Here is a 24,560-nt window from a genome sequence, read left to right on the forward strand (position 1 = left end):
GCAAACATGTTCAGAAAAATCCGTTTCCGCAGCATCGTGAACGATATCCCGTTGAATTATAAGTTTATTCTGATCTATGTAATTGGAATTTTGCTGCCCATCTTTGCGAGTAATTATTTGTTTATGGATCGCATGTCCGGGCTGATCAAGGAGCGTGAGGAGCACAATTTGCAAATATCGCTGGAACGGGCAAGAAAGGACATTCATACCATGATTGATGGTGGCATTGCTGTCAGTCATGCCTTGATCACGGACAAATTATTGTCCGAATCCATGGATCGGGTGTATAACGGCCAACTGGATTTCTACAGCACGCTCGATGATCAGCTTCGGCACCGGGTGACCTCCTATATTCCTGTGAACAATCAGATTCAGCGAATTGGCATTTATACCGACAATCCAACCATTGTGCCTGGAGGGGATTATTATTTTCTGGATAGTACGACGCGCTCCAGCACGTGGTTCAAGCAGTGGAAAGCGGCGGGGGAGTCCCTGCGCGTGCTCGCCTACCGTGATCAGGCAGCCAATGATCGGGCTGCGACTTCTTCTTACTTTAGCGTGATCGAAAAAATGGACTATTACAATGCGGACAGCTCTTATCAGAAACTGGTCCGCATCGACTTTTACCTTAATCGTTTCTATGACGTGATCGCCAGAGAAAAGAGTTCGCTGGATCTGTATCTGGTTAATGCCCAGAATCAAATCATCGTGTCTGCGGATGACAAATATCAGGGCGAGGTGGATAGCAATTATGCGTTGTTCGATATGAGTAAGGCGGCAGACAAAGACCTACATATTGTTTCGATTGGCAATGCCAGCTATGTGAAAGGCTGGAAGCTGATTGGCGTGCCCCAGGAAACGCGTGTCAAAGAAGCGATGCTATCCATGCAGCTCTATTTCGGCATGCTGGCGGGGATCATTACCCTGATCACTTCCATTTTCATTTATGTCATGCTGCGGTCCTACAATTATCGGGTGAAACGCTTGTCCAGACACATGCAAAAAGTCGGGAATGAGAAATTCGAGCTGATCAACATAGACGGTGGACAAGATGAGATTGGTCACTTGATCCGGAATTTCAATATGATGACTGCCCAGATTCATTCATTGATCAACAATGTATACAAGCTGGAAATTCAGCAACGGAGCCAGGAAGCCGAGCGTATCCGCGCCGAGCTTAATATGTTGCAAAGCCAGATGAATCCTCATTTTTTATTCAATACGCTGAATGCACTGCTTGTGGTTAGCGCCAAAAATAATTATACGGATGTCAAGGATATCATAAAGGACTTGTCCAAGCTGCTTCGTCGTCTCTTGAATTGGAAGGACGATGTGGTCACGCTGGAGGAGGAGATGAGTTTTACAGTCATGTACCTGGGGATTGAAAAATTCCGTTTTCGGGACAAGTTTGAGTACTACATTGACATTACTGATGAGGCACGACAGTATAAAATACCGAAAATGAGCATCCAGCAATTGGCGGAAAACGCCTGCAAACATGGCATTCAGGCCATTGAGGGTCTTGGCTATGTGAGAATTCGAGCTGAGGTCGTGAGTGAGCGTCTGCGTATCGTTGTATCCGATAATGGCAAGGGCATGGACAAGGAGCGTCTGCAAGAGGTTCTCTATCATATGCGAAGCAAGGAGGAAAGTGGAGGAAGCAATATTGGCATGCGTAACGTGTATCGCCGTCTGGAATTGTACTATGACGATAAAGTGAGTTTTAACCTGGTGAGCAGAATGGAAGAGGGGACTGAGGTATCTTTCGAAATTCCGTTGCAGCTGCTGGAACGTCAGGAAAAAGGAGGCAAGGATAATGGCATTTAAAGTGCTACTGATTGATGATGAGCCATGGGCGCTCGAAGGCTTGCAGCTTTGGATTCCTTGGGAAAGTCTTGGCTTCGAGGTGTGTGCCGTCTGCGGAAACGGGGCGGAAGGATTGAAACAAATGGAGGAGCTGAAGCCGGATCTTGTCATGGTAGATATACATATGCCAATTATGGATGGACTGGAGATGATTGAGGAATGGCGGCACAGAGGCAACTGGACAACTAAGTTTATTATTCTTACGGGTTACAGCGATTTCGAATATGCGCGAAAGGCACTTAAATTCAGAGTTTCCCGTTATCTGCTCAAACCACTGGATGATGAACAGGTGGAGTCCGAAGTTCGCATCATGAGAAAGGAACTGCTCAAGGAGCAAGAGCAGCATCAAATTGGACAGATCGCACAGAGAGAGCAGAAAATGTTGACAATGAAGGAAGCGCTGATGGGCAGCACGCTATCGACAGAAGCTGCTCACTTAATGGAGTCGCTGTCCCGTGCAGCAGATGTCTGGAATGTATGCCTGATTCAGGTGTCCGCTGAAGATTATGGCCGATGGAGCAGTCATGCTGCGGAGTTTCTAAACGGATGGGATGCCGTTTATATGATTCGTTTGCGAAGTGATCTTGTTTCGATCGTGTTTGGCGAATTGGCCTCTGCAATCCAGGGAACGAAAGAAACGGTAAGAACGCGATTGGAGACACTGGCTCGCCGTTTGGCGGGCTTTCGTGTATTTATGGCGGTAGGCTTACCCGAATCTTCCCTCATTAGCATTAGCAATTCCCGCATTACAGCAGAGGAAGCGATGCTGCATGCCTTTTATGAAACGGAACGGAACAAGATTATAGAATATGAAGCGGTCAAGTATCACGCCTTTCAAAGGCACTACAATCAGGTAGAGCTGCTGGAGAGAGTACTGGGGGCGTTTCAGCTCATTGATCACACCAGTTATCAGTCCGCTGTGGGGTTTATTGAACAAACATTTCGGGAAACCAGGGTTCACCCGGAAGCGGCTCGCAAATTTGTAATATACCTTCTTCATGAAATTAGGGCTTATATGGGAGCAAAAATGGCGGAGGATTCAGCAGATTCAAACCGTCTATTTGAAATCCCGAATCTGGACGAAGCCCTTCTTACCTTTGATGATTTGATTGGCATGCTGCATTCGTGCGGACGAGTCTGTTTTGAGCTTTTGCTTAAGGAGAACGCCTCAGAAGCGCAAGGTATTGTACAGGATATTAACGATTATATTTATGCGCATTTCCGGGAGGGGTTGACCATTAAGATGCTGGCTGAACGCTTCTTTCTGCATCCGGCCTACTTGGGACAACTGCTGATACGAAAAAATGGAATCGGCTTCAATGAACTGCTCCATAATTTGAGGATTGAGGAGGCTTGTCGGCTGCTCCAGCTGAATCAGTACAAAAATAGCGAAGTTTCAGAAAAGGTTGGATACTCCAGCTACCATCATTTTCTGAAGCAGTTTGAGAAACGTATGGACATGTCTCCTAATGAATATAAGAAAAACGTCTAGGCAAAGTACCTTCAAAAAAGAAAGCAGAAGATTTAGCGGAATTTTTTTTCTTGCAATATCAGGAAAATAATGTCCTACAATGTAAACCTTTAGGTATTTATAGAAAACCTGAGCTTTTCTCGGAAAGAGCTATAATTCGAATATAGTTTCCATGCGACGTAAAATTTATAATGAAATTATTCAAATGAAAGGGCTTTCATCAAGGCGAGATCAAACTTTGGAGGTGCTTTATGGGGGACAGTAAAAAGAAGTTTTTCCGTATGGGGGCAACTATGCTGTTGTCACTGAGCGTTGTACTGGCTGGTTGTTCCGGCGGTACAAATGACCCAGGCAGCGGAGAAGAGGGAAGTGGTACAGAGGTAGGGCCTGACAATCCGATAGAAATCTCGGTATTCCTGAACGAGGCCGGACAGCAGCCAACCGCTGACAACAAGATTTACAAGAAAATGAAGGAAGAGCTTGGTGTTTCATTCAAATTCGAATTCCTGGCTGGTGACAAAAACCAAAAACTCGGTGTCATGATTGCCGGTGGGGATTATCCAGACCTGATCTCTGCGGATACCAAACTGACGGCAGCCGGTTCGGTTATTCCACTTGAAGATCTGATTGAGGAACACGCTCCCAATTTGAAGAAGCATTACGAAAAATACTGGAATCAAATGAAGGACCCGAATGATGGACATATCTACTACCTGCCAAACTATGGTGCATATAACGGCGAAGTAGCTGACACCTATTACAGCGGTCCCGCGTTCTGGATTCAAAAAGCCGTACTGAAAGAGTTCGGTTATCCGACTCCAAAAACACTGGATGAATACTTCGACCTGATCGCGAAATACAAAGAGAAATATCCGACTATTGACGGCAAGCCGACCATCGGTTTTGAGGTCCTGAACTATGACTGGAAAAACTGGGGCTTGTTGAACCCGCCTCAACATTTGATCGGTCATCCGAATGATGGCGGAGTGGTCGTCAACGATGGCAAGGCGGAGATCTTCGCCGATAAGGATTATGCCAAACAGTACTATCAGAAGCTAAATGAAATCAACGCCCAAGGCTTGCTAGATAAGGAAGCGTTTGCACAGAACTACGACCAATATATGGCCAAATTGTCCAGTGGTTCCGTACTCGGCATGTTCGATCAACATTGGAATTTCCAAAGCGCGGAAGATTCCCTTATAACGCAAGACAAAATCGAACGTACTTATGTAGGTTTCCCGCTTGTGTATGACAACAGCACCAAAGACTATTATCGTGACCGCGCAGCACTGAATCTCAACAATGGTTTCGGTATTACCGTGAGTGCCAAAGACCCTGTAAAAATCCTCAAAGTGCTCGACAAACTGATGGAGGAAGAATGGCAGAAAACACTCACTTGGGGCATTGTGGATGAAGACTATTATGTCAATGAAGAAGGCCGCTTTATGAAGACACAAGAACAGCGCGACAATGCTGCGGATGCTGCCTGGAAGCTTGCTAACAAAGCAGACGCATTTTATGGAACTGCACCGAAAGTCGAAGGGTACTTTAGCGATGGCAACGCAACTTCGGCAAGTAATCAGCCAGAAGAATACCAGGCAAGCCTGAAACCGTTTGACAAGGAAGTTTTGGATGCATATGGTTTCAACAGCTATATCGATTTCTTCAGTGCTCCACCAGAGAATCCGGTGACTTACCCTGCTTGGTCTGTCGATCTGGTTGAGGGATCTCCAGCCAAGATTGCCAATACGAAGTTGAACGAATTGTCGACCAAATATTTGCCAAAAGCAATCTTGGCCGGTACATCAGAGTTTGACAGTGTTTGGAATGAATACGTTTCTGAAATTCAAAAGCTGGACATCAAAACATATGAAGATCGCATCAATGAAGTGTTGAAGTGGAGAATTGATAACTGGTCTGTGAAATAAAAGATTAGCGTCAGGAAGGAAGGATGCCTTCCTTCCTGATTTTGTGAAAAACATGCTGCTGGACGCGGTCTGTCATCAAGGAAGATGCGTCGGCGGACGTTTTTCCTTACATTATAAAGATGGATAGGGGCTTGATATTATGGAGGAAATTGTAGTGGGAACCAAGCCGCACAGCCCGAAGAAAAAACCGAAAATCAGGCGGCTGACCTGGCAAAACATCAAAGCACAGAGACAGCTCATATGGATGTCTGTTCCTCTGCTTGCATACATTATTGTCTTTGCCTATGTGCCTGTCTGGGGCTGGACGATGGCCTTTCAGGATTACAAACCGGCCAGAGACTTCTCGCAGCAAACTTGGGTAGGATTCAAGCATTTTCAATTTTTATTTAGCGATGACAATTTCTTGCGGGTGCTTCGCAATACGCTCGCCATGAGCGTCATTAACATGGTTTTGGGTTTTGTTACCGCCATTGTTTTGGCATTGTTGCTCAATGAGATCAAAAAGATTATGTGGAAGCGGACGGTACAGACCATCTCGTACCTGCCCCATTTCTTATCATGGATTATCGTTACCGGCATCGTGGCGACATCGCTCGCTTCTGATGGGATTATCAACGATATCCTTATGAAGCTGCACTTGATAAATGAGCCTATTCTGTGGCTGACGGAAGGGAAATATTTCTGGGGAGTCGTAGCCAGTTCCCATATCTGGAAAGAAGTCGGCTGGAGTACAATTATTTATTTGGCGGCCATGGCCTCTATTGATCCGGCACAGTATGAAGCAGCCGATATTGATGGAGCCAATCGATATCAAAAAATGTGGAATATCACCTTGCCGGGAATCAAGCCTACCATTGTCATCCTGTTGATTATGTCCATTGGGCATATTCTGGAAGCGGGCTTCGAGGTTCAGTATTTGCTGGGTAACGGGTTGGTTGTTGACTGGGCGGAAACGATTGATATCTTCGTGCTCAAATACGGGATTGCACAGGGCAATTATTCGCTCGCAACTGCAGGCGGAATATTCAAAACCGTAGTCAGCATTACCATGTTACTTGTAGCGAATTGGACCGCCAAGCGGCTTGGGGAAGAGAGGCTCTTATAATATGAAAAAAACACCATTATCCGGTTTAGGGAATACAGCGGCACTTTCCGTACGCCGCCCTGGTGCCAGGGGCATCGAACCGTTTCTGTTCAACACTTTTAATACCATCTTCATGATACTGCTTGTCATTGTGACGTTGTATCCGTTCTTGAACACGATTGTCGTTTCGTTTAATGCAGGGAATGACACCATTCGGGGAGGCTTATATTTATGGCCTCGCGATTTCACCATGCAGAATTACAAAGCCGTATTTGCGTCAGGTACAATTTATAACGCGTTTATGGTTTCCGTTGCACGTACAGTTCTTTCTACCGTTCTGAATATTTTCTTAACTACCATGCTGGCTTATACGCTGAGTCGGCGCGATTATATTTTCCGCAAGCTGATTACAACCATATTTGTACTGACGATGTATTTCAATGCAGGGCTAATTCCGGGGTACTTCCTGATGAAGGATTTGCATTTGCTCAATTCCTTCTGGGTGTATGTCCTGCCATCACTGGTCAGTGCGTTCAACCTGATCGTTATTCGTACTTATATATACACGATTCCCGAAAGCTTGATCGAATCTGCCAAAATTGACGGTGCAGGAGATTTCAGAATTTTCTGGAAAATTATTTTCCCGCTATGTAAACCAGTGCTGGCGACGATTGCGCTCTTCGTCGCAGTTGGGGCCTGGAATTCCTGGTTCGATGCATTTCTGTACACGTCATCCCGTCAAGAGCTGAGCACCCTGCAATATGAATTGATGAAGCTGTTGTCTTCTAGCATGAATGCCAACAGTAATCCTTCCGTAGCCAATGGCGTGGGGGTGGAGCATTCAACACAGGTAACGCCAATTTCTATTCGAGCGGCAGTGACGATTGTCGCGTCTGTTCCGATTCTGCTCGTATATCCATTTATGCAAAAGTACTTTGTCGTTGGACTTAACGTAGGGAGTGTGAAGGAATAATGCCACAGCTTCAATCGCAGACAATTCATTATGCCAACCCGATTCTTCCCGGATTTTATCCGGATCCGAGCATTGTGAAGGCAGAGGATTACTTTTACCTTGTTTGCAGTTCGTTTGAGTATTTTCCCGGTGTGCCGATTTTTCGGAGCCGGGATCTGATTCATTGGGAGCAGATCGGAAATGTACTGGACCGGATGAGTCAGCTTGATTTGACCGATCAGAAGAGCTCGGACGGGATCTATGCTCCTGCGCTGCGTTATTACCAAGGCACGTTTTATATGATAACAACTGACGTGAGGGGCATCGGTAATTTCTACGTCACGGCAACCAATCCTGCCGGACCGTGGTCCGAACCAATTCGCATACCTTACGGTGGAATTGACCCATCTCTGTTTTTTGACGATGACGGCAAAGTGTATGTTACTGCACAGCAAGGTGCGGATTACAATTCACACGCCATTCAGTACGAGATCGATATTGCGACGGGAGAAGCGCTTTCTGAACCACAAGTCGTCTGGCATGGGGATGGTGGGCCTTGGACCGAAGGGCCGCATTTGTACAAAATCAACGGCATGTATTATATGATGTCTGCTTCCGGCGGGACAGCCAAAGAACATCGGGAAATCATCGGCCGAAGCGACAAGCCTTACGGGCCCTTTGAACGCTATCCCGAACCCATCCTGACTCACCGCAACCTGGACCATCCCATCCAGTATCTGGGACATGCCGATCTGGTGGAGGATCATCACGGCGACTGGTGGGCCGTATTCCTTGGCGTTCGATTGACCGAGGAGGGGTACAGTGTGCTCGGAAGGGAAACGTTCCTCGCACCGGTCATTTGGAACGAAGGCTGGCCGCACATTGACAACAATGAAGGAACGGTAAGCCTGGATATGGTTGTTCAGCGCCTGCCGATGACAGTGCCTGCCATACCGGAGAGCCACGCAGCAATCGTGGAGGGCCGTGAAGACTTTGATGCAGAGCTTGGGCCTCAGTGGCTGTTTGTGCGCAATCCGTCAGAAGGAGCATGCTCCATTACGGAACAACCAGGTTTCCTGACATTGTATGGTCAGGAGGCAGGTCTCAGTGACGTTGGCCAGATTACATTTATTGGCCGGAGACAGCAGCATCTTCAAGCCAGCTTTACAGCTAGCATGTCGTTTGTGCCAGCTGCCGATGGTGAAGAAGCTGGATTATGCATCCGCCGGGATGAGGATGCACACTATGAGCTTGGGGTAAGGCGATCAGAAGGACGCAACATGATCTTTGCCCGCCTAACGGTACGTGGAGAGTCGAAAATCGTGCATGAGAGCGAGACCGAAGCGGACGTGCTGCGGCTCCGAATCGAATCGACAGAAAAGGAATATAAGCTTAGTTGCTCCCCGGATGGAGAGAACTGGTTAAGCGTGGGTTCAGGTGCGGCGCGGGCCATTTCTCCAGAGGATTTTGTGCATAAAATGTGCTTTACCGGAGCGGTAGTCGGGCTGTATGCTACCGGCAATGGCAAGGCAAGCCTCACGCCTGCCCGCTTCGACTGGTTCGAGTATGTGATCTAGCTCTCAGGATACGTACAGGAGCCACAGGAGTGAGGGGATTCGGCAATACAGAGGAGGGAAATCATGGCTGCGTTGCGAACAGAGACTCCATTGAAGACATTGTACAAGGATGCTTTTCACATCGGAGCAGCAGTGAATCCGAGAACAATCGAAAGCCAGAAATCACTGCTTGAGTATCACTTTAACAGTATAACGGCTGAGAACGAAATGAAATTCTCCAGCGTGCATCCGCAGGAGGAGTTGTACACATTTGAAGACGCAGACGTCATTGCTGCATTTGCCAGAGAGCAAGGCATGGCGCTTCGTGGCCACACATTAGTCTGGCATAACCAGACCCCGAATTGGCTGTTTGAGAATGATAAAGGCGGTCTTGCGGAGCGTGACGTATTGTTGGCGCGGCTTCAATCACACATTCAGACAGTGGTTGGCCGATATAAGGACGTCATCTATTGCTGGGATGTCGTGAATGAAGTTATATCCGATGATGAGAACGATGAGAGCGCATTTCTGCGGCCTTCCAAATGGCTGGATATTGCCGGAGAGGACTTCATCGCGAAAGCGTTCGAATTCGCTCATGAAGCAGATCCGCAGGCGCTTTTGTTCTATAACGATTACAACGAGTCCAATCCGCATAAGCGGGAGCGCATCTATCGGCTCGTTCGTTCGCTGCTGGATCAAGGCGTACCGATTCATGGTGTCGGTTTACAGGCGCACTGGAATTTGTTCGATCCTTCTCTGGACCAAATGCGTACCGCGATTGAGAGGTATGCGCAGCTTGGCCTACAGCTTCAGCTTACCGAACTGGATGTGTCGATGTTCCGGTTCGAAGACAGACGTACGGATCTGGTTCAACCCACGCGTGACATGCTGGAATTGCAAGCCGAACGATACGAATCCATATTCCGCCTGCTTCACGAATACAGTGAACACATTAGTGCCGTGACATTCTGGGGGGCTGCTGATGATTATACCTGGCTGGATCATTTCCCTGTTCGGGGACGGAAAAACTGGCCATTCTTGTTCGATGAGGCACAGCGCCCCAAGGAAGCCTATCGACGTGTTGCCCGAATAGCTGCGCCCAAGTAAACATGAACTAATGAAGCATCATGAATCAGTTTTACATCTGGTAGAGATGGGCTCGATAGTATATTTTATGGAAGGAGTCATTGGGATGTCCAAATTATCTAACATGCATCAACCTCTAGTCACTCATATTTTCACTGCCGATCCGTCAGCGCATGTGTTCGAGGATCGCCTCTATATTTACCCTTCCCATGATCTGGATCACGATGGTCCGGTGAATGACAATGGAGATCAATACAAAATGGAAGATTACCATGTTCTATCCATGGCTGGCCCGGATTCACCCGTGACGGATCATGGCGAGGCGCTGCATGTGAAGGATGTTCCATGGGCGTCCCGTCAGATGTGGGCGCCGGATGCCGCATTTAAAAACGGCACGTATTACTTATTTTTTCCTGCGAGAGACCATGAAGGCATTTTTCGCATAGGCGTGGCTACATCACCATCACCGGCAGGCCCGTTCAAGCCGGAGGAGCATTATATTGATGGTAGCTACAGCATTGATCCTGCCGTCTTCATTGACGAGGATGAACAGTCCTACATGCTCTTTGGCGGGCTGTGGGGCGGACAATTGGAGAAGTGGCAGACAGGTAGTTATGTAGAACATGCAGAAGGCCCTGCTCCCGATGAACCTGCGCTCGGTCCAAGAATTGCGAAGCTGAGCGAGGATATGCTCTCAATGGCTTCGGAGGCGGTGGAAATTCTTATCGTGGATCAGGAAGGAAAGCCACTGACTGCAGGTAACGAGGATTGCAGATATTTCGAAGGGCCATGGATGCACAAGTATAATGGCAAATATTATCTGTCCTACTCGACGGGAACGACGCACAAGCTGGTGTATGCCATCGGAGACAGCCCAATGGGACCATTTACGTTTCAGGGAACCATCCTGCCGCCTGTTTCGGGTTGGACAACGCATCACTCCATTGTTCAATTTCAAGAGAAATGGTACTTGTTCTATCATGATTGTTCTCTTTCTGGAGGCATCGACTACAAACGCTGCGTAAAATTGGCCGAGCTGACGTACAATTCGGACGGTACTATTCGTATGATTGATCCCTATCCAGAGAAGTAACAGAACTAAAGGTACTGCATGAATGGCGGAAGTACCTATAATCGTGGCCTTTAAGTTGCCCTTGATTTGTTGTTTGTTTCAAGGGCACTGGCACGGTTTTGAAGTTCAGAGTGTAAGTGTAAGAAGCAAGCTATGCTTTTTACCCTCTTTTTATGTAAGCGCTTTAATAAGTATAGATCTTTATTTCCCTTAAACGAGCGGATTTTGCCAACCATGCATCCTGATTTACATAAAAACGTCTTTGCTTAATGCGGTTCGGCCTCATGGAAGGCATCAGGGCAGCTCGGTAAGCAAGTCCTATACTTTATCAGGTTGCTGTTAAATTATGTAAGCGCTACACTTTAAGAGAAGGAGTACGTTTGATACTGATATATCTGAAGTTTTGACTCCTTCAACATGCTTTTCTTGGATTGTAAAATCTTGCGGAAAGGATGGTGATGCTGTAACAGTTGGAAATTGGACGTGATGACCGGGATCTGCACCGAAGACACCGTTTATCCGGATATCTTCATTGTCAAAGTTGCAATAACAACGCTGGAGAAAGACCCGGGGAATGGGTTACGAAAGCCCACTGTTGGAAGCGCTTGCTTCAAATAACAAGCAATTGATGAACCTTCCTTATAGCGTACTTGAGAACGGTTGGAATCTTCTGTACCACAGCCTACCATCAAAATGGCAGGAGAGTATGAGGATAGACGTTCACAATTCCGGTTTTCGGCTGTGTCGATTAACTAAGACTCATCCAGTTCGAAGGGATAATGCAAGCCATGAAGGGAGTACTACACATGATATCTTCAGCACCGGCGGGATTTGACCAATACCGAGATAACATACCGCGCGGAGTAATCGAGACGCTAGAATATCACTCCGAAACGGTTGGCAATGTACGTAAAGCAATGGTGTATACACCGCCAGAATTTTCTACGCAGCTCACGTATCCTGTCCTTTATCTGCTGCACGGGATTGGTGGGGACGAAACAGAGTGGCACAACTATGGCGCACCGCAGATTATTCTCGATAATCTTTACAACGACAACCTGCTTGAACCGATGATTGTTGTTCTTCCCAACGGTCGCGCCATGCCCAATGATCGCGCTGAGGGAGACCTTTTCGAGCCTGAGAAAATAAGAGCTTTTGAACGTTTTGAATCGGACCTGATTCATGACCTTATACCTTTTATCGAGTCCGTTTATCCCACAAATAAAACCAGGGACAACAGGGCAATTGCAGGCTTGTCCATGGGAGGAGGCCAGTCCCTGAACATCGGATTGGGAAACCTTGACCATTTTGCTTGGGTCGGTGCCTTTTCCGCAGCTCCAAACACCAAAGCTCCGGAATTTCTCGTACCCGATCCGGCGGAAGCTTCCTCACTCCTCTCGTTGCTGTGGCTTTCCTGTGGTGATCAGGATAATCTCATACAGATTAGCATTGGCGTACATCAATACTTGGAGCAGCAAGGATTACCTCACGTTTGGTATGAAGAGAGCGGAGGGCATGACTGGCCGGTGTGGAAGAACGATCTATATTTATTTTCGAAACGTCTTTTCAAGTAATCTGATCCATGAAATACCCAGACCCAGGGAAATGAAAATCGACATATGGTCAGTACTAAATCCATTTAAATATCAGGAGGTATTCTACCATGTTCAAATTCAGCAAAAAATTATTGACGGTCGTTCTTGCAGCTTCCATGAGTTTCGGAGTATTTGCGGCTACATCAAGTGCGGCGACAGATTATTGGCAGAATTGGACAGATGGCGGAGGAACGGTCAATGCCGTGAATGGCTCTGGCGGAAATTACAGCGTAACCTGGCAGAACACCGGGAATTTTGTTGTCGGGAAAGGGTGGACATACGGTACGCCTAATCGGGTAGTCAACTACAATGCCGGCGTATTTTCTCCTTCCGGTAACGGATACTTGACCTTTTACGGCTGGACCAGAAATGCACTTATTGAGTATTACGTGGTGGACAACTGGGGGACATATCGTCCAACCGGAACATATAAAGGTACGGTAAACAGTGATGGCGGCACATACGACATCTATACAACGATGAGATACAATGCACCTTCGATTGACGGTACGCAAACCTTCCCTCAGTACTGGAGTGTCAGACAAACCAAACGGCCAATTGGAGTAAACTCTACCATCACGTTTAGTAATCACGTGAATGCGTGGGCAAGTAAAGGAATGTATCTGGGCAACAGCTGGTCCTATCAGGTAATGGCAACAGAAGGATATCAAAGCAGCGGAAGCTCTAATGTGACGGTCTGGTAACATTCGTTGATCTTTCAATTAAACCAGGAGGTTATTGTAACCCATACCTTCTTGGACAGACTCAAAGCAGGACAGGTTCACAGCCTGTCTTGCTTTCAATTTACAGTTCCAAAGGAGACATTTGAATGAAGAAGTGGATGGTCATTCTTTTAATCATAGCAGTCGCTGGCCTGAGCGCTTGTTCAACAACCGGCTCCGGTGTTGGCGATAATCTTGTTTTCGTGGAGGGTGGGACGTTTAAGAATAACAAGTCCACTTTTAGTGGCAAGAACATAAAGCTGTCCGACTTTTACATTGGGAAATACGAAGTGACTCAGAAGGAATGGCAGGAGATTATGGGCGAGAATCCGTCCGGTTTCAAAGGAGATGATTTGCCGGTTGAAATGGTGAGCTGGTATGATGCGGTGGAATATTGCAACCAACGAAGCATCAAGGAAAACCTGAAACCTTATTATGAGATCGACAAGAATACGACGGATACAAACAATAAGAATGAAAACGACCATTTAAAATGGACAATTACCATTAATGAAGGTGCTGATGGATATCGCTTACCTACAGAAGCGGAGTGGGAATATGCCGCAAGCGGGGGTATAAAAAGTCTGAATTATGTCTACAGTGGAAGCAATAATCCTGATGAAGTGGCGTGGTACTGGATCAATGCTGGGGACAAGATATTAACCGGAGACTGGAGCTGGCCGGCCATCGAGAATAATCGGAATCAAACGAAAAAAGTGGGGACGCTGAAGGCAAACGAGTTAGGAATCCACGATATGTCTGGAAATGTGAGAGAATGGTGCTGGGACTGGTACAGTCATCCCGAAAGCCCGGAGAACACTTGGCGTGTGGTCAAGGGAGGTGGCTGGATTGGCGGTGTTAACAACAATGAAATTTCCTTTCCGGGAAAATTCGATGCAAATGGGTTTGGACCCGATCAGGGTTTTCGAGTCGTAAGAAGCAAATAATCGGTCCCTTCATTACAGAAGGGCCTTTTTTTATTTTCAATGCTTACGAACTTTTACCTAATCTATATGAAGCGCAAGTTTCATTTTGTCGATCCTTTGTTCGGCACGCGGATGTCCCATTCGCACAGTCAAGCAGTCCACCCAGCGCGTAGACTATAGCAGATCAGCAGATTGAGGTGATATTCCATGGCTAAAACCAATGAAATACGTGTAAAGGCAAAGCGGTATAAGGATCGGCCGGTCTGTGTGACTCTTCATAACGGTGAAACATACATCGGTTACATCACTGGGGTGAGCAGCCGAGGCGTGGTACTTACCAATGGAGGAAAAATGTCACGTCCGGCAACAGGAGTAGGGAGTTCCCATGCTGCTAAACGAAAAGCTGGTTCGAGCGGCAAAGGCAAATCTTCGCCGAGTCGGAAACGGGTGAACAGCATGCACAAGTCATCTATGCGATCAAGTACAGCATCTCGTGCACAAGTATCATCCTTTTTACCCATGATGGGCTCGTTGTTAGGCGGTTTCGGGGGTCTGGGCGGTGCGGCTTCGGCTGGGGGCATGCTTGGTGGAGGTTTGCGCTTGTTCGGCATGATCCAGCGATTCGTGCCGGTCGTAAAAATGGGTTACGGGATGATCAAGTCCATCCAGCCGTTTATGGGGGCGGTACAAGGGCTAATGGCTCCGCCTAGCCAGCAGGCAGAAGAGGATGAGGAATAATCCAGTATTCAGCCCCTCCGGAAGACGGAAGGGGCTTTTTGACTATGCAGTGAAGAAAGTCGTCCTGAATTTTACACGAATATAAAAGTATTTGAAGATTTGGATAGTCGACCAGTATAAGGTAGGCTTAACTCTCCATTTACTTTGCGAGTACACTCTTCTAACAAATACCTTTTATGATAGAGAATGCTTGTTCACTTAGAGCAAACCAAAATGGAATAAAAGGAGATGCGGGTTAAATTGAACAGAAGAAAGATATTTCAGCGAAGTGTTTCCATCGCTGTGCTAAGCAGCATGATTCTGGCAACGGGAATGCCATTTTCCTCCTTGCCTGCAGTACACGCAGAAACGGTGTCATTGACAGACAGCGGGGAACAGACACAAACTCAGCAAGCTGTAAATGTTCAGGTAAACCACACCACTTCGGATTGGATTACCGAAATGCAAAATTATACGGTTACCGCCACGGTATATGGCACAGAGCAGCTGTTGACCGGGCGCATCTCTTTTTCCGTCGATGGTCAAATGTTTGCACCCGTTGAACTCGGGCCAGTAGAACAGCAGCCAGGTACATACGCAGGGGACATTCCCGGAGAGGCACTGGTCGGCCGTGAGTTGAACTATTCCATCGATATTATGGATTATGAAGGGAAGATCATTCATTCGACATCATACTCCACGAGGATTCGTCCATCTATGTCGCCCATGCAGCAGAACACAGGGCCAGAGCTTCTAATTACCGAGATGGTACCGGATACGACGAATGTGCCAAATGTTAGTTCAGATGCGTACGAGTTCGTTGAGGTCTATAACAATACGGATCAGGACATAAACTTCAAAGACTATGTCTTTTTCTACAATAACAAGGATACGTGGAAGACAGAAGAGGGTACGGATATCATCGTTCCTGCTCGGAGCCCGATCGTATTCTGGATTTTGAACGGAAGCAACAACCACCTTACGACCGAGCAATTCAATGAAAATTTTGGGACAACCCTCATTGAAGGGGATCGCTTATTCCGCATTGAGGGTGGAGGCGGCATGGCTAACGGCAGTCCCAGATCACTTGTAATCAAGAACCAAACCAATGAGAGCATCGTTTCCGCTGCCTACGAACCGGCTCACGTCAAGGCGGATATGGGGATATTCTTCAAACATCCTGCTGCCGGAAGTACACAGATGAGCTTCATGGAGAATACAGGGGGAATTCCTGCCACGCCAGGCGTGATTGATCCTGCACAAGCGGTTCCGCCAGTTGTGGAGGAGGGATCGCAAACCGAAATTGTGCATACGGTTCCAACGGTTCCCTTGGAGATTCAGGATTTTGAGGTGAAGGCTCAGGTTAAAAATCCGGGTTCGAATCCGGATGGAAGCAAGTCGGCAGTTAAGTTATTATACAAAACTCCTTCCCAACATCGCTACACTGTAACGACTATGACGAATGTAACTAACACGGACGATTATACAGCAACGATTCCGGCTTCCGTGCTTACTGCTCCGGAACTCGAGTACCGAATACAAGCAGGAAACCTGGACATCCCTTATTCGGCTCAGGTACACATGGATGCGTTCGACCCGTCCAAAGCACCGACGCTGCTTATTACTGAACTTGTGCCAAATACAACGAATATTCCGGGTACGTCTACAGATGCCTATGAGTACATCGAGGTTTATAACAATACGGACCAACCGGTTAATTTTAAAAACTATAGCCTGTATTACCGTTATCCAGACAAAGGACCCAGCGCGGACGTGGAATGGGGAGCAGTCCATCCCGATTTTGTCATTCCTGCGCAGCAATCGGTCGTATTTTGGATTAAAAATAGCGTCAACGCTTCTTATACCGAAAATGATTTCAATCAATTTTATCAAACCAGCCTAATCCCCGATGTTACGCTGCAATCAATTCAGAGCGATGGGATGGCGAACTCCGGTCGCAGAGCCCTCGTGATCAAAACGAATACCGGCAAGGAAATTTCTTCTGCCTATTATGATGCCGACCAGGCGTATGAAGACGGTACCAAAGGCGATGAAACTAAGGAAGATAAAGCGATCACTTACGCCTACCCAGTAAACGGCAGCACGATGATGATCAAATCAAGTTCAGGTGTGCAAGCTCCCTCGCCAGGCAGCATCTTGCCCGAACAGGTCCCTTCAGAGCCGGTTCATATCAATTTGGATGCAGTTCCGCCAACGGTTCAGGACTTGACGAACATGACCGAGGCAGATCAATCCAAAGGATTGGAGCTAATCGTCGACGCCAGCGATGACCGAGAGGTGACGTCGGTTGAGGTATTCGTTCGTTCAGACAAACAGGCCGAATATACGGCTCATCGTTTGACAGAAGACTACGATGATATGATGTACCACTATAAAATGACATCAGCTGATCTGATCGGACGCAAAACCATCGAGTATTATTTCGTCGCCTCTGATGGCGTTAATGAATCGAGAACAAAGACAACCAGCATATCCGTGACAGGAGGGGGAAGCGATGAACCGCTTCGCCTGAACGTAAATGATCAGGATATTATTAACGGTGTTTACACGATTAAAGGAACCTCGCAAATGGCGGGCACGGACATTGCCCTCAGTATTGACGGAGAAGTTTTACCCGAAGATGATACCTTTGCCGCACTTGAGCATGATGCATACTTCGTTTTCGAAGCAGTTAACGTCGATTATTACTTTAAGAATGCTGTAACGATGGGACCATCAGAGCTGGAAGACAAATCCATTCTTTATACGTTCATGGAACCCATTACGACATACACAACGTTGTCCTTTCCAATCGATTCGGAACGTTTGGTTAAGGGCGACAATGTGATCTATATACGGGCAGGTTCCAAAACTTCGCCATTTGATGAACGTCCGGAGGAAAACAAAGATGATTTTGAAGTCAAAAACGTCCGGTTGCTTTTGGCAGACGGCACTGAAATATGGGATCCGGCCTACGCTGAAAAAGAGAAACAGATCAAAATGGGTGATTCTGCCGGGAAAAGTGAATCGATTGGCTTTCATTTCGACCTAAAGCCTGAACTTTTGAAGGCTAAAGCCTATGCGTGGGACACAACCCACATCCCGGATGGCACTCATGAAGTAGCCGTAACCGATGGTGCAGATCAGGTAACGGCCAAAGTCATGGTGGATAATACGGCTCCCGAAATCACGCCGACGGTCGAAGAGGGGAAGGAATACCGTGGAGATTTCGACATCGATGCTGAGATCAACGATGCAATAGCTGGCGTGGACAAGGTTAGTGTGAGGCTCGACGGCAAGGAGATCGTTCTGCCCCTGAGAACCTCGTCTGGGCAAATGCAGGCCGGAAAGCACACACTGGAGATTCAGGCAACAGATAAAGTGGGCAACGTTGCGGAGAGAACTGTGAATTTTGAAATACCCGATGAGAACCCGCTTCCACCGGAGTTAGTATCTCCCAAGCAAAATCAAACGAATGTTGGATCAGATGCCAACCTGACAGTTAAAGTTCAGGACCCAAGCAACGACGATATGGACGTGACATTTTACAGAGGTTACAAATACGATGGAAGCCGAGCCGAAGGCTTTACGGGCTATATGAACACTTCCGTTACCGAGCCGCCTAAAGAAATGACTCCTTCGGGAGAAAAGGCCATGAATGCAGAGGATTACAGGAAGATCGCCGAAATCGACGGAACATATCTCGTTAATGACTCGGTGGAGCAGTTCCCTTACCAGCGCTTTGAAGTAAAGATTGATCCATCCGTGAAAAGCACGGATCGTGTCGAAATCGAATGGCAGGGCAAGTCACTTGAAGACAGGAAAGTAAGCTTGTATGCCTGGAGCATGAGCGAGCAAAAGTGGAATCAGTTGGATCAAGTTATTGCTGGTACAGAAGATTTTGAATTAAAAGCTGTGGTAAAAGCGGGTGATTATGCGAATGATCACATCATCCAGGTTATGGTGCAGGATGAACTTGTGGAAAAAGCTGAGACCACAGGCAGCAAACCAACTCCGGAGTCACAGGATCCGTACGATTTTTCGTTTGTTTGGATGTCGGATACGCAGTATTACTCCCAGAGCTATCCGCAAATCTATCAAAATATCGTGAACTGGATCGCCGGGCAAAAAGAAAACATGAACATCAAATATGTTATTCATACGGGGGACGTCGTCGACAAAGCGGATCAGGAATACCAATGGATCGAAGCAGACAAAAACATGAAGGTGCTTGAGGATGCTTCAATTCCGTACGGCGTATTGGCAGGAAATCATGATGTTGGACACCAGGACAACGATTACGCCAAATTCCAGCAGTACTTTGGAGAGGACAGATTCAAAAATAATCAGGTATTTGGCGGGTCATACGAGAATAATCGTGGACATTATGATTTGGTTTCAGCGAACGGTAATGATTTCGTCATTGTTTACATGGGGTGGGGGCTTGGAGAGGAAGAGATTGAATGGATGAACGAGATCGTCTCCAAGTATCCGGAACGCAAAGCGATTCTCTGTTTGCACGAATATCTGCTCGTATCCAATAACCGTTCACCGATTGCGGACCAGATTTATGAGAAGGTCGTAAAACCGAACAAAAATGTGATTGCTGCCCTATCCGGACACTATCACGATGCAGAGCTTAAGGTTGATCAGCTGGATGATAACGGAGACGGTATTCCTGACCGCAACGTCTATCAAATGCTGGCTGACTATCAAGGAGCAGCAGAAGGTGGACTTGGCTATATACGGCTTATGCAGTTTGACATGGCTAACAATAAGCTTCATATCAAGACGTATTCGCCTTATCTCGACGATTACAATTACTACGATCCCGAGACGGAACAAGGCAAAGACGAATTTAGCCTAGATCTTGGTCTGGCACCAACAACGAAGCGAGTAGCCACTGATTATATCGGGGTACAAGTTTACACGGAACAGGAAATAGGCTCTAAGGCTAACGTTGCGAGTGGGCAAGAAGCTTCTGTGGATTGGAAGCGGCTTTCAAACGAGAGCTACTACCAGTGGTACGCCAAAGCAGAAGACAAATATAGTGGAAGTGCCCTATCTGATATTTGGGGGTTCCATACAGGGACTTCTTCTCCGGGGGAACAAACACCTGGTAATGGAGGAGGTACAGGTAACGGAACCGGTAATCAGGGAACTCCTACGGATAGCTCCAACGAGTCAAATCCTCCAGCAGCGATTAGCAGCAGCAACGGCCGAATTACGCTTGGTGCATCTTCCGATGGGACCTATCGTGCAGATTCACATGAGATGGAGCAAGCCGTTACTTCAGCAAGTGGCGGGAAAGTAGTCGTTTCACTTGAAGACAAGCAAGAGCCGGACGGGCAGTTTGATGTGTATCTTCCTGCAGAAGCGGTGAAAAAGGCGAAAACAAGCGGACTTTCAATCGTGATTTCAACACCGACATTAGAAGTTACGCTCCCAGCTGCCTCCATACCGCAACAATGGGGAGTGGCGGATCAGCTGCTGCTGCGAATGACTACTTTAATGAATGACGATATGAATCAGCTGTTGAGTGACCGTCTAAGTGAGTCACAATATTATTCACGCACGGAGATTGGACAATCGCTGCGTATGTTTATGCTCCAAGGAGAGAACGAGACGGAGGTCACGGTATTCGGTAGTCCGGTCATGCTTGAACGGACATTGACGGCCGAACAGCAAAAGCAGATTCAATCGGAGTATGCTGGCGTTTATCTGCTTGGGAAAGAAATTGAATATAAAGGCGGTCGCTTCGGAAGCGGAACTGTGACATTTGAGGCGGACCATCCAGGTCTATACGCCATTCTGGAATATCATAAACAGTTCAAAGATATGAAAGACTCTTGGGCAGAGCGTTACGTCAATACATTAGTGGCGAAACATCTCATCCAAGGTATGGATAATGAGAATTACGGTCCTGCCTTGCAGGTAAGTCGGGGCGATTTCATTACCCTGATTATGCGTGCTGCAGGGTTGAGTTCTTCGGAAAAAACAGTGGGTTATACCGATGTTTCCGCAGACGCGTATTATGCTGCAGCTGTGGCCGAAGCAACCAAACTCGGTATCGTGCAAGGAAGCGGTAATCTCTTCAGGCCAAAAGATTCCATCAGCCGGGAAGAGGCCGCCGTGATTTTGATGAGAGCTTCCGAAGTGTTGTTTGATGTTAAACAAGCAGACATAGTGAAATCTTCGTTCTCGGATCAAAGCCAGGTATCTTCTTGGGCAAAAGAAGCTGTCGAGCACGTCAATGGACTGGGATTGATGACAGGCAAAGCTCATCTTCGGTTTGACCCAAAAAGTAAAGTCACACGTGCAGAAATGGCTAAAATCGTGTATATGCTCATAAATAATTAAACAACTTAAATCCTGTTTTGGAAGCAAGTGAGCCATCAAGTAAGGGTTCCAACTACGCTTTAGAAAATCATACAACCAACCAAATAACCTCCCTGACTGTGGGGGTTATTTGGTTTGAATTGAAACTGCTGAATCTTCCGCAGATTTGCGGGGTGCGCGGAAAGAGAGAGTATTCGATATTTGACATCTATATCGTTATATCGTAATATTCTAATATAACGTTCTAGGAGAGATGAATATGGATACTCCCGCTTTTGAAAGTAGCGATCTAAAGCAGTTCGACGAGCCTGCAAATCTGCTTAAAGCTCTGTCACACCCAATTCGCCTGTGCATTGTACGTGGGCTGATGCGAAAAAAGAAATGTAATGTTTCCTATATGCAGGAATGCCTGGATCTTCCGCAATCAACCGTATCTCAGCACTTGCAGAAGCTGCGGAGTACGGGTATTGTCGCTACCGAGCGCAACGGCCTTGAAGTAAATTATGTGCTTGCCGACCAACGAATTGCACAGATTGTTACTATTTTGTTTGGAGAGGAAGATTGTGAATCATGAATAGAAAAGTATTGATTGTTGGGGGCGTTGCAGGTGGTGCATCTGCAGCGGCTCGCCTGCGGCGTCTGGATGAACATGCGGAAATTGTCATCTTTGAAAAAGGATCTTATATCTCGTTTGCCAATTGCGGTTTACCTTATTATATTGGCGGAACGATCGCTGACCGCGAGCGTCTGCTGGTACAAACCCCTAAGGGGATGGCAGATCGCTTTCGAATTGATGTACGAACGAAGAGCGAGATTATAGCTGTCGATCCGCACAATCGCACGGTACAGGTACAAAGCCATGAGCTCGGTCAATATGAAGAAAGTTATGATGAGTTGATTCTGTCACCTGGTGCACGTCCGATCATTCCCGATTTGCCGGGAAAGGATAACGAACTTATTTATACCGTGCGAAATATTCCAGATATTGACCGTATCAAAGAACAAATAAATTCGTCTAACAACGATTCGGCAATCGTTATAGGTGGTGGCTTTATCGGTGTAGAAATGGCAGAAAATTTAAGGGAAGCAGGACTTGAAGTGACTTTGGTTGAGGGCAATGATCAGCTGCTCACTCCGTTTGATCCCGAACTGGCAGCTGCACTGGCACAGGAAATGGAACAGCATGGCATAAACCTGTTATTTTCCCAGCGTGTTCAGGGCTTTCTTGCACAAGAACAGGGCATTGGTGTTAAGCTTGCGAGTGGTGATGTTTTGTCCGCAGATATGGTTATTCTTGCGATAGGCGTCACTCCGGATACTTCTTTCCTGAAGGATAGTGGTATTTCCCTGGGTACACGAGGTCATATCATTGTCAACGAAGCGCTGGAAAGCAGTGTACCGCATATTTATGCTGTTGGTGATGCCATCGAAGTAAGTGATTACATTCATGGACATAAGACAGCTGTTCCGCTTGCAGGGCCTGCCAACAAACAGGGTCGAATCGTTGCTGATCGAATTGCCGGAATACATTCCACTTACAAAGGAACACAAGGGACATCCATAATTAAAGTGTTTGGAATGACAGGAGCCTCTACCGGCAGTAATGAAAAAACATTAAAGCGTCTTGGTATTGATTATCGGACGGTCATCGTGCATCCTGCTTCCCATGCATCTTATTATCCTGGTTCGAGTGCGATTACGCTTAAACTGCTGTTTACACCGGAAGGTAAAATTCTGGGCGCTCAGGCCGTAGGATATGATGGTGTGGACAAACGGATTGATGACATAGCCGTAGCCATTCATTTTGGTGGTTACGTCAGCGATCTGACGGAGCTTGAGCTGAGTTATGCACCGCCTTATTCTTCTGCGAAAGATCCTGTTAACATGGTTGGCTATGCAGCGGAGAATCTCTTGGCCGGACGTGTGAAAACTTTCACCTATGATCAGTTGTCTGCACGCGAACCGGAACAATCCATACTGCTTGATGTACGAAGTGACTTGGAACATCGTAATGGGAATATTCCGGGTTCAGTAAGCATTCCGGTGGATGAGCTTCGTCAGCGTTTAAATGAACTGGATTCCACCAAAGAAATCTGGGTATACTGCCAGGTCGGTTTACGTGGGTATACGGCTTCGCAAATTTTGCGTCAGCATGGCTTTAGCGTCAAAAATTTGAGTGGAGGCTATAAAACATACCGTCAAGCTCAATTTAAGCCAGCCCCGTTTTCTACCGTAAACCGTGAACATGATGGTGGTCAGGATCATAGCGAGCAAGTGCCTACTGTAAAAGGAGTTTCGTTTCGGGAGACCAATCTGGCATCCGGACAGCCAGTGCATATTGATAAGGAACTGGATGTATGCGGTTTGAGTTGTCCCGGTCCCTTAATACAAGTCAAACAGAAAATGGATGAACTGACGGATGGACAGACGTTGCATATAAAAGCTTCGGACCCGGGTTTTTATGAAGACGTGAAAGCTTGGGCAACGATGTCTGGTTCCCCGCTCCTGCAGTTGGAGCGTGGCAAGGGCGGTATTATTGAGGCGATTGTAGCCAAGAAAACAACACAGCCAGTATCTCCAGCGATGGAAACTGCTAATACTGAGCCTGCCAGCACGATGGTGATTTTCAGCGGAGATCTGGATAAAGCAATTGCTTCTCTGATTATTGCAAATGGTGCAGCTGCAAGTGGACGCAAAGTAACGATGTTTTTCACATTCTGGGGATTGAATATTATTCGTAAACATGAGCCGCAGCCAGTAACCAAAACCATAATCGGTCGTATGTTTGATATGATGCTTCCACGTGGTAGCCGCAAGCTTGGCATGTCCAAAATGAACATGTTGGGTATTGGGCCGAAAATTATCCGAGGTCTTATGAAGAATAATAATGTTCCTTCACTGGAAGAACTGATTCAAACGGCAACTTTCCAAGGAGTTGAGATCGTCGCCTGCCAGATGTCCATGGATTTAATGGGGATTCAACGCGAAGAATTAATGGATGGTGTTAAGCTTGGTGGTGTGGGTTACTACCTGGGCCAGGCTACTCATGCAAATCATAACCTTTTTATATAAAAAAATTGAAGCTGCAGCAAATAGTCGTCATTGAAGAATGCTGGCATCTGGTGAACAAATTCTTAAAAGTACAATGAAGAGAAGACCATCCAACGATAAGTACTGTTGGATGATCTTCTTTTTCTTACATACAGAAACCAAACCATACCTGAAAATGTTGTGTAGAGACAAGAA

General features: G+C 46.8%; 15 protein-coding genes. All 15 read left to right on the forward strand.

Annotation, left to right across the window (positions count from 1 at the left end):
* Positions 1-6 precede the first annotated feature (6 nt).
* The 15 genes from AB3N00_RS01375 (at position 7) to AB3N00_RS01445 (ending at position 24,386) form a co-directional block, all read left to right on the forward strand.
* Positions 7-1,827: a sensor histidine kinase gene (locus tag AB3N00_RS01375; RefSeq protein WP_413032947.1), complete on the forward strand. Its 1,821-nt coding sequence runs from the start codon at positions 7-9 to the stop codon at positions 1,825-1,827.
* The gene (locus AB3N00_RS01380) at positions 1,817-3,358 is read left to right on the forward strand and encodes a response regulator (RefSeq protein WP_413032948.1); all 1,542 of its coding nucleotides are present in this window, start codon (positions 1,817-1,819) and stop codon (positions 3,356-3,358) included. The genes AB3N00_RS01375 and AB3N00_RS01380 overlap by 11 nt, the downstream gene beginning before the upstream one ends.
* Positions 3,359-3,588: 230 nt before the next feature.
* Positions 3,589-5,265: a sugar ABC transporter substrate-binding protein gene (locus AB3N00_RS01385; RefSeq protein ID WP_413032949.1), complete on the forward strand. Its 1,677-nt coding sequence runs from the start codon at positions 3,589-3,591 to the stop codon at positions 5,263-5,265.
* A gap of 139 nt (positions 5,266-5,404) precedes the next feature.
* The gene (locus tag AB3N00_RS01390; RefSeq protein ID WP_413032950.1) at positions 5,405-6,370 is read left to right on the forward strand and encodes an ABC transporter permease; all 966 of its coding nucleotides are present in this window, start codon (positions 5,405-5,407) and stop codon (positions 6,368-6,370) included.
* 112 nt (positions 6,371-6,482) lie between these two features.
* Positions 6,483-7,322 (forward strand): carbohydrate ABC transporter permease, encoded by an 840-nt coding sequence (locus AB3N00_RS01395; RefSeq protein WP_413035162.1) that lies wholly within the window; start codon positions 6,483-6,485, stop codon positions 7,320-7,322.
* Entirely contained in the window at positions 7,322-8,878 is a 1,557-nt protein-coding gene (locus AB3N00_RS01400; protein ID WP_413032951.1) for a glycoside hydrolase family 43 protein, read from the forward strand. Before AB3N00_RS01395 ends, AB3N00_RS01400 begins: the two co-directional genes overlap by 1 nt.
* A gap of 63 nt (positions 8,879-8,941) precedes the next feature.
* The gene (locus tag AB3N00_RS01405) at positions 8,942-9,964 is read left to right on the forward strand and encodes an endo-1,4-beta-xylanase (protein ID WP_413032952.1); all 1,023 of its coding nucleotides are present in this window, start codon (positions 8,942-8,944) and stop codon (positions 9,962-9,964) included.
* Positions 9,965-10,049: 85 nt separating this feature from the next.
* On the forward strand, positions 10,050-11,036 hold the full coding sequence (locus AB3N00_RS01410; RefSeq protein WP_413032953.1) for a glycoside hydrolase family 43 protein: 987 nt from the start codon (positions 10,050-10,052) through the stop codon (positions 11,034-11,036).
* 785 nt (positions 11,037-11,821) lie between these two features.
* The gene (locus AB3N00_RS01415; protein ID WP_413032954.1) at positions 11,822-12,589 is read left to right on the forward strand and encodes an alpha/beta hydrolase; all 768 of its coding nucleotides are present in this window, start codon (positions 11,822-11,824) and stop codon (positions 12,587-12,589) included.
* A gap of 89 nt (positions 12,590-12,678) precedes the next feature.
* Positions 12,679-13,314 carry a glycoside hydrolase family 11 protein gene (locus tag AB3N00_RS01420; RefSeq protein WP_175398879.1) on the forward strand — a complete coding sequence of 212 codons (636 nt, stop codon included), beginning with the start codon at positions 12,679-12,681 and terminating at the stop codon, positions 13,312-13,314.
* A 125-nt stretch (positions 13,315-13,439) separates the two neighbouring features.
* A complete protein-coding gene (locus AB3N00_RS01425; RefSeq protein ID WP_413032955.1) occupies positions 13,440-14,279 on the forward strand; it encodes a formylglycine-generating enzyme family protein in 840 nt (279 codons plus the stop codon).
* Between the two features lie 186 nt (positions 14,280-14,465).
* Positions 14,466-14,996, forward strand: coding sequence for a hypothetical protein (locus AB3N00_RS01430; RefSeq protein WP_413032956.1), 531 nt, complete (start codon positions 14,466-14,468; stop codon positions 14,994-14,996).
* Positions 14,997-15,236: 240 nt separating this feature from the next.
* Entirely contained in the window at positions 15,237-21,335 is a 6,099-nt protein-coding gene (locus AB3N00_RS01435; RefSeq protein WP_413032957.1) for an S-layer homology domain-containing protein, read from the forward strand.
* Positions 21,336-21,573: 238 nt separating this feature from the next.
* Positions 21,574-21,888, forward strand: coding sequence for an ArsR/SmtB family transcription factor (locus tag AB3N00_RS01440; RefSeq protein ID WP_413032958.1), 315 nt, complete (start codon positions 21,574-21,576; stop codon positions 21,886-21,888).
* A complete protein-coding gene (locus AB3N00_RS01445; RefSeq protein WP_413032959.1) occupies positions 21,885-24,386 on the forward strand; it encodes an FAD-dependent oxidoreductase in 2,502 nt (833 codons plus the stop codon). Before AB3N00_RS01440 ends, AB3N00_RS01445 begins: the two co-directional genes overlap by 4 nt.
* Positions 24,387-24,560: the final 174 nt, after the last annotated feature.

The organism is Paenibacillus xylanilyticus (assembly GCF_047246825.1).
Lineage (GTDB): Bacteria > Bacillota > Bacilli > Paenibacillales > Paenibacillaceae > Paenibacillus > Paenibacillus xylanilyticus_B.